General features: G+C 68.6%; 1 protein-coding gene. It reads left to right on the top strand.

Annotated features, from left to right (window positions below; genetic code table 11):
• Positions 1–484 precede the first annotated feature (484 nt).
• Positions 485–6208: hypothetical protein (locus ACIQOV_RS22620; protein WP_401051083.1), on the top strand; the 5724-nt coding region annotated here is incomplete at its 3' end.

Here is a 6208-nt window from a genome sequence, read left to right as displayed (position 1 = left end):
CGAGCGGCTGAAGGTCACCGGGCCGGTCCGGCTGCTGCCGGACTCCGCCGAGCTGGCGCCGGGCGAGGTCGCGATGGCGGGCAAGAACAGCGTCCAGGAGGGGGGAATCAGATGCAACATCGTGATCATGACGGCATAGAAGCCCCCCTTCTGGTCGGAGATAAGGTGAAAAATCATCTCTTCTAGGGCGCAGCTCCGGACCGAAGGAGCAGCAGACATGAAGTGGAGGAGTTATAAAAGAGAAATAAATACCCTGCGGGTAGGACAGTTGGCGAACCATCAGGCGCTCGTCGTCAGCCGCTCTTGGTAGCGTCCCGCCGGGTGCAATCGCACCCGCACGACACGACCAAGAGGAAAGAAACGGATGTCTCCATCCGACACGGGTGCCTCGCCCGGAGCGCGAAAGCGCCGGTCCGAGGCAATAAGACGCCCTGTGCTCCGTAAAGTTGCACCGATAGCCGTAGCGGCGCTGATAGCGGCCGCCGTGCAGGTCCCGGCCATCGCGGCAGCGGCTGACAATGAGTTCAAGCTCCCGCCCGTCCAGCGCATCGAGCCCGTCCCGCTGACCCGGGTCGTGGCGGAACAGCTCGCTACGAGGAGCGCCCAGCCCCTGGCCGCGCCTCCAGCCGCGGCATGGCCCAAGCCGGGGAAGGCCGAGGTCGACCTTCCGGCGGCCTCGGCGCAGAAGCCCTCCCCTCGGGCGAAGGCACCCGACCTGCCGCTGACCGTCACCTCCACCGGGCAGCATCCGGCGGCGGGAGAGCAGTCCAAGCTCCGGGTTGGCCTGTCGGACCGGGCCACCGCGGCCAGGGTGGGTCTCGACGGTGTCCTGGTCAACCTGGAGCCGGTGGTGGGCAGCGCCACGCCGGACACTGCCCGGGTCCAGTTGGACTACAAGACCTTCCGCGAGTCGTTCGGGGCCGACTGGGGCTCGCGCCTGACCTTCGTCCAGTTGCCCGCGTGCGCGCTGACCACCCCGGACCAGCCTCAGTGCCGCACGGCTACGCCGCTGGCCGCCTCGAACGACACGAAGGCCGGCACCCTCACGGCGGACGTCGCCGTGACCGCCCCCAGCGGTCAGACGGGTGGCAGTACGGTCAAGGCGTCCTTCTCCCAGGCCTCCGACGTCTCGCTCGCGGGGGCGACCGTACTGGCCGCCACGGCCGGGGCGTCGGGGTCGGAGGGCGACTACAAGGCGACCTCGCTCTCCCCGTCCAGCACCTGGTCGGTGAGCGGCAACACCGGCTCCTTCAACTGGTCCTACCCGATCGAACTGCCACCGGTGCCCGGCGGCATGGCACCCAAGATCGCCCTCGGCTACTCGTCCGCGGCCATCGACGGGCGCACCGCGTCGACCAACAACCAGTCCTCCTGGATCGGTGACGGCTGGGACTACAACCCCGGCTTCATCGAGCGCAGTTACACCGCGTGCGGGGGCGATAAGGGTACGGGCAGCAACGCTCCCGACAAGAGCGGCGACCTGTGCTGGAAGTCCGACAACGCCACAATCTCCCTGAACGGCAGCGCCTCCGCCCTGGTGCGCGACGACGACAGCGGCACGTGGAAGCTGTCCAAAGACGACGGCTCGCGCGTCGAGAAGCTCAACGGCAACGCGGCGGACACCGCCAACGGTGACAGCGACAACGAGTACTGGAAGGTCACCACGACCGACGGCACCCAGTACTTCTTCGGCAAGAACCGCCTGCCCGGCTGGAGCTCCGGCAAGCCCGAGACCGGTTCTGCCTTGACCGTGCCCGTGTTCGGCAACCAGCCCGGCGAGCCCGGCTACGCCCCGGCGTTCAAGGATTCCTCGCGCGACCGGGCCTGGCGCTGGCAACTGGACTACGTCGTCGACCCGCACGGCAACGCGATCGCGTACTTCTACGACCAGGAGAAGAACGCCTACGCCAAGAACATCGGCGCCGCCACGGGAACTCCCAAGGCCGACGCGGTCTACACCCGTGCCGCCACGCTGAACCATGTCGAGTACGGCCACCGGGCCGGCCAGGTTTACAGCGCATCGCCTGCCGGCAAGGTCACCTTCAGCACCACCGACCGGTGCGTGGCGACCGACTGTTCCTTCACCAAGGCCAACGCTGCCAACTGGTACGACACCCCCGTCGACCAGTCCTGCGACACGGGCCAGGACTGCCGCAACGGCGCCCCGACCTTCTGGTCCAAGAGGCGACTGACGGGCATCAGCACGCAGGCCCTGCAGAGCAACGGCAGCTACCGGGACATCGACGCCTGGAGCCTGGATCAGGACTTCCCCGCCACCGGCAGCAGCGGAGGGCGGGCCCTGTGGCTGAAGACCATCACCCGCACGGCCAAGGCCGGCTCCGCCCAGCTAACCCTCCAGCCGGTGACCTTCGGCCACGGAGACCCGCTTCCCAACCGGGTCGACTCCGCCGAGGGCCGTTCGCCCTTGTACCGGTTCCGGATCAACCGGATCACCTCCGAGACCGGCTCCAACACCGACATCAAGTACACCGACATCGACTGCGTCGCCGGCGCCCTGCCCGCCCCGGACAGCAACACTAGGCGCTGCTACCCGTCCTGGTGGACACCTGAGGACGCGGCCGAACCGGTCTTCGACTGGTTCCACAAGTACCTCGTGGAGAAGGTCACCGAGCACGATCTGGTGGCCGGCTCCGGATCCCCCGACAAGGTCACTGCTTACGAGTACCTCGACGGGGCCGCCTGGCGGCGCGACAACTCCGAGTTCACCGCGGACAAGGAGCGCACCTGGAACGACTTCCGCGGCTACCAGCGGGTCCGCACCCGCGTCGGTGACTCCGGCAAGAGCCTGACCGAGACCGTCTACTTCCGCGGCATGGACGGCGATACCCTCGCCAACGGCCAGCCCCGTCCCGTCAGCCTCCTCCAGGGCGTCAAGGACAGCAACGAACTCGCCGGCTTCGCCCGCGAGAGCATCGTCTACGACCAGGACGGCGGCAAGCCCCTCACCAGCACGGTCAACACCCCTTGGGTCCGAGGAACCGCGAGCCGGGCTGTGAAGGCCCTGCCCAGCAAGAACGGCAACACCGCGACGCCGCCGGCCGAGTTGGGCCGACCCGAGGTCGCGGCCCTGCCGCCGGTGATCGCCACGATGGTCCGCACCGAAAGTGTGACCACCAACGCCTTCCAGCCGGACGGCAACACGGCCCGCACACTCCGTGAGAGCCGCGCCTTCGACGGCTACGGTCAGACCACGGCGGTCTCCGACGAAGGCGACACGAACGTCACCGGTGACGAGCAGTGCACCCGCACCACCTACGTCACCCCGGACACCGCCAACTGGCTCATCGGCTATCCGCAGTCCGTTCAGTCCGCCAGCACGCTCTGCACCACGGACGCCACACCGGCGACCGTCACCGGCGAAACCCGTACTGCCTACGACGGCCGACCCCTCGGATCCGCACCGGAGCCGGGCAAGGGCAATGCCACCACTCTGGAGGCCCTGGACCGCTACGACGGCGGCACTCCGCACTATCTGACGGCCAGGAGCACCGCGTACGACCAATACGGCCGCGTGACGTCGGTCAAGGACGTCAACAACGCCGAGACCACGACGTCCTACACCCCGGCGAACGGCAGCCAGCCCACCGTCGTCCAGTCCACCAACCCTAAGCAGTTCACGAGCATCACCACCTACGACGGCCTGCGCGCCCTCCCGGTGAAGATCGTCGATGTCAACAACCGCACCACCCACGCCGACTACGACGCCCTCGGCCGCACCGCGGCCGTATGGAACCCGGGCCGGGAAAAGAGCGTTTCGCCCAGCGAGACGTACGCGTACACCATCGAACCGGGCAGGCAGCCCGCCGTCACGACCAGGACCCTGCTGGAAGGCGGTGACTACCGCACCAGCATCTCGCTGTACGACGGCCTCCTGCGCCCGCGTCAGGTCCAGGAAGAGGCGCACGGCGCCAACACCGCCCATGATGGCGGCCGCAACATCACCGACAACTTCTACGACAGCCACGGCCGCGTGTACCGCGCCAACGCCGCGTACCACGCCGACGGGACGCCCGAGGCGGCACTCTGGATCGGCCTGGACAACAAGGTCCCGTCCCAGACGGAGACCGAGTTCGACGGCCTTGACCGCCCGACGGCCGGCATCTTCAAGTCCCTGAACGTGGAGAAGTGGCGCACCGTCACGCGATACGGCGTGAACTGGACCGCGACGACCCCGCCCGACGGAGGCACGCCCACGCTCACCGTGACCGACGCCCACGGGAGAACGTCCGAGGTCCGGCACTACAAGAGCGGAAGCCCGGACTACGACGCTCCCGCGTCGGCGTACGAGTCCCTGAAGTATTCCTACGACCCGGCCGGCGAGCTCACCCGGCTCACGGATGCCGCGGGCAACGCCTGGAACTGGGAGTACGACCTGCTCGGTCGCCAGACCAAGGCGGTCGACCCGGACAAGGGCACCAGCACCAGGACGTACAACCCCGACAGCACGCTCGCCACTGTCACCGACGCCCGCGGCAAGACGCTTGCCTATACCTATGACATCCTCGGCCGCAAGACCGCGATGTTCGACGGCTCCACCACGGGAACGAAGATCGCCGAATGGGCCTACGACACCCTTCCCGGCAGCAACGGCCTGGCCACCGGCAGCACCCGCTGGGAGAACGGCAAGGCGTACACTACCGCCGTCACGGGATTCGACGGCGCGGCCCGGCCGACCGGAACCATCGTCACCATCCCGGACAGTGAAGGACTCCTGGCCGGCACCTACAGCACCGCCCAGACCTACACGCCCGACACCGGTCTGGTGAACACCACGACCTATCCGGCCGGTGGCGGACTCCCGCAGGAGACCGTCCGCCGCAACTACACCCCGCTGGGCCTGCCCACCTCGGTGAGCGGCAGCCGGGTGTACTCCCTCGGCAACTCCTACTCGCCGCTGGGCCAGGTTCAGCAGAGCGTCACCGGTGACATCGGGTCCAGGGCGGTCCAGACCTACGTCTACGAGGACGCGACCCAGCGTCTCGCCCTGGTCCAGACTGACCGGGAGAAGAGCGGACCGCAGACCCTCGACAAGAAGGCCTACACCTACAACCCGGTCGGCAACATCACGCGGGTCCGCGACGACCGCGACAACGCGGCCGTCACGGACACCCAGTGCTACACGTACGACTTCGCCCAGCGCCTGACCAACGCCTGGTCATCGACCGACGACTGCGTTGCCGCGCCGACGGCGACCAACGACCCGCGCGTCGGTGGGGTCGACCCGTACTGGAGCAGCTACACCTACGACGCGGCCGGCAACCGCACCCAGGCGACCAACCGCACCTTCGGCGCCGCCCCCGGCCCGCTGATGGACACCAGCAAGGTGAGCTCCGTCGCCATCGCGGGTGACGGCCAGACCAGTGCCGTGGCGATCGCCGACGGCCAGGTCTACCTGGCCCAGCAGCGTGCCGATGGCACGTGGGCCAACTTCGAGAACCTGCACAAGACCCAGGCAGGGCCGCTGCCCGCGCCTGTCGACTTCGTCGCTGCGGCCTGGGCCGACAACACCCTGCAGATCATGGCCGTCGCCGGCGGCAGGGTCTGGCACACCCTGCGCGGCGCCGATGGCAAGTGGGGAGGGTGGGGCGATGTCACCAGCGTGGTCGGGTCCGTCCCGAACCCGAGCCAGCTGTCCCTGTCCGCCACCGCCTCCGGCCTGGAGGTCCTCGCCCTGTCCGACGGCGTGCTCAAGCACACCCTGCGCAAGCCCGACGGCAACTGGGCAACTTGGGGCAACGTCTACGGCGAGACCGGCAGCCTCACCGGAGCCACCCGCGTCACCAGCGCGGCCACCGGTTCCGGCCTTGAAGTCATCGTGATCGCGGGTGACAGGCTCTGGCACACCATCCGCTTCGGTAACGGCGTCTGGCAGAAGTGGGGCGACGTCTACGGCGCCACCGGCGCTCTCACCTCGCCCACCGGCGTCACCGCCACCGCCACCGGCGCCGGCCTCGAAGTCGCCGCCATCGCCGGCGGGAGCATCTGGCACACCCTGCGCAAGCCCGACGCCACCTGGGCGGGCTGGGGCAACGTCAGCCAGGTCGTCGGCCAGCTCAGCCAGCCGCTGTCCGCAGCGGTCGTCAGCTCCTCGGGCGACCTCAAGCTCATCACCGCCGCCGGAGGAACCCTCAACTACACCAAGCGGGCCTACGCCACCGGCAGCTGGACCCCCTGGGGCCAACTCACC

It is taken from the genome of Kitasatospora sp. NPDC091257 (assembly GCF_044757675.1).
In the GTDB taxonomy this organism is placed as follows: domain Bacteria; phylum Actinomycetota; class Actinomycetes; order Streptomycetales; family Streptomycetaceae; genus Kitasatospora; species Kitasatospora lactacystinica.
This window is presented reverse-complemented; position numbering and strand designations above follow the sequence as displayed.